The sequence below is a fragment of the Paenibacillus radicis (ex Xue et al. 2023) genome, assembly GCF_024722015.1.
GTDB lineage: Bacteria > Bacillota > Bacilli > Paenibacillales > NBRC-103111 > Paenibacillus_S.
In genome coordinates this window covers 1-1,929 of record NZ_JANQBD010000068.1, presented here as the reverse complement: position 1 = coordinate 1,929, position 1,929 = coordinate 1, and the positions used below count along the sequence as shown (strand labels likewise).

The following is a 1,929-nucleotide window of genomic DNA, read 5'->3' as shown; positions in this document are numbered from 1 at the left end:
GAGCGACCGGGCAAGGTCGTGTAATTTAGCAGGTGGAACCCCTGCTTGGTAAGATGTACAGCCGCATCGCCAATAGCGAGTCTTGGGCTACTAATAGTAATGTTAGGTGCTAAGCGTAGACAGTTAGGCAGTAGGCCTGAAAGTGACAGAGCCCCGAAATTGACTAACATCGAGATAGGCCGACGATATACGGAAGTCGGAAGGCAACAATTGTACAAGCGTGAAATGGCGAGCATGTGCAGACTTCTCCGGGGTCATTTTAGAGCCAGGCATGCTGACCAATGATTACACGGTAACCCGGGAGGCCCTGCCACTCTTCACCTAACCCAAGTACTCGTTAGGAACGGTGGTGGAGTATGGCAAACAATCGATCAAAAGGGAGAATGCCAAAAGGTGCGCAGGGATTCGGATAGCCATATAGTACCGAGGAAGCCAGTGTAATGCTGGTGGAGGGAAGAGGGCTACATTTCATTGATCTTGATAAGGACACATTGGCTACACACAGAGGTAGGGAGACGAGTGCAAACAAAATTAGCAAGAATAGCAGAACTCACAAAGAGCGACGGGAAACTAAGATTCACCTCATTGGTACACCTACTCGACAAACAGGCATTATGGGACTGCCACCTGGAAATGCCGGGGGATAGAGCTACCGGAGTAGATGGCATGACGAAAGCCAAGTATGAGGAGAATCTCGAAAGCAACCTGGATGACTTGGTAGGAAGGTTGAAGAGAAAAGGATATCGACCGCAGCCGTCGCGGCGAACGTACATCCCCAAGGATGAGAAAAGCGTTCGCCCGCTTGGTATACCCGCCCATGAAGACAAAATCGTGCAAAAAGGCATAAGTAAAATCCTGAACGCAATCTACGAGCAAGATTTTCTGGATGGTTCCTATGGGTTTCGACCGGGAAGAGGACAACACATGGCCCTGCAAGCTTTGGATGCTATTCTGATGAAGGGACCTGTTCGTTATGTGGTGGATGCGGATATTCGCGGCTTCTTCAATTATGTAGACCATACTTGGTTAATGAAGTTTCTGGAACACCGGATCACAGACCCTGGCATGATGAGACTTATTCATAAGTTTCTAAAGGCTGGGATTATGGAACAAGGGGCCTTCGAAAAGACAGAGGAAGGTACGCCGCAGGGTGGCATTATTTCGCCAATATTGGGGAATGTGTACCTACATTACGCGCTAGACCTGTGGTTTGAAAAAGCCGTGAAGAAAGCCTGCCGTGGCAAAGCTCACATGATTCGCTTTGCCGATGATTTTGTATGAGGCTTCCAGTACCAAGAGGATGCAGAAATGTTCTATGCAAACCTAGTGAAGAGGCTGGGAAAGTTCGGTCTGCAGATAGCAGAGGAGAAAACCAAGATAATCCGGTTCGGATGGGATTCGGAAATCGACTGCAAACGAGTGGGCTTGAAGAAGCCGGAAACGTTTGTCTTCCTAGGTTTTACCCACTACTGGGGAAAAGGGAAGAGTGGTAAGTACCGGTTGATGCGCCAAACGAGTGTGAAAAAGTTTAGGACGAGAGTAAAGGAATTCAACAAATGGATGCGTACCAACCGCCACCTTGACGAAGCTTCCCTAGCCACGATGCTGAAGAGTAAACTATTGGGGCACTACCGTTATTATGGTGTCTCGGATAACTACGGGTACTTATGGAAGTACTACAAGAGGGTACTCAACCTTATGAAGAAGTGGAGAAACAGAAGAAGCCAAAAGAAAGGTTTTACCGGAGAGAAGGTTGGAATGTTCCTCTTGCGTCATCCTTTACCATTGCCAAAAATTTATGTGAACCTGTTCGCCAGTCGACCTGTAACGATGAAATGAAGAGCCGTATGCGTTAATTGCGCACGTACGGATCTGTGAGGGGGAAGGGGCACAATCCGTGAGAAGGAAAGGCCCCGCCTACTCGACTAT

Annotated in this window: 2 protein-coding genes; both read left to right on the top strand. The window is 48.3% G+C overall.

The genetic code is table 11. The annotated features are described in order from the left end of the window. Positions 1-666 precede the first annotated feature (666 nt). Positions 667-1,281 (top strand): reverse transcriptase domain-containing protein, encoded by a 615-nt coding sequence (locus NV381_RS38060; protein ID WP_258218451.1) that lies wholly within the window; start codon positions 667-669, stop codon positions 1,279-1,281. A gap of 27 nt (positions 1,282-1,308) precedes the next feature. Further along, positions 1,309-1,839, top strand: a complete 531-nt coding sequence (locus NV381_RS38055; RefSeq protein ID WP_258218450.1) for a hypothetical protein — start codon at positions 1,309-1,311, stop codon at positions 1,837-1,839. Positions 1,840-1,929 lie beyond the last annotated feature (90 nt).

What these genes read in the sequence shown, in the direction of transcription:
- NV381_RS38060 (WP_258218451.1), top strand. Translation starts at nt 667, where the DNA reads ATGACGAAAGCCAAGTATGAGGAGAATCTCGAAAGCAACCTGGATGAC.
- NV381_RS38055 (WP_258218450.1), top strand. Translation starts at nt 1,309, where the DNA reads ATGTTCTATGCAAACCTAGTGAAGAGGCTGGGAAAGTTCGGTCTGCAG.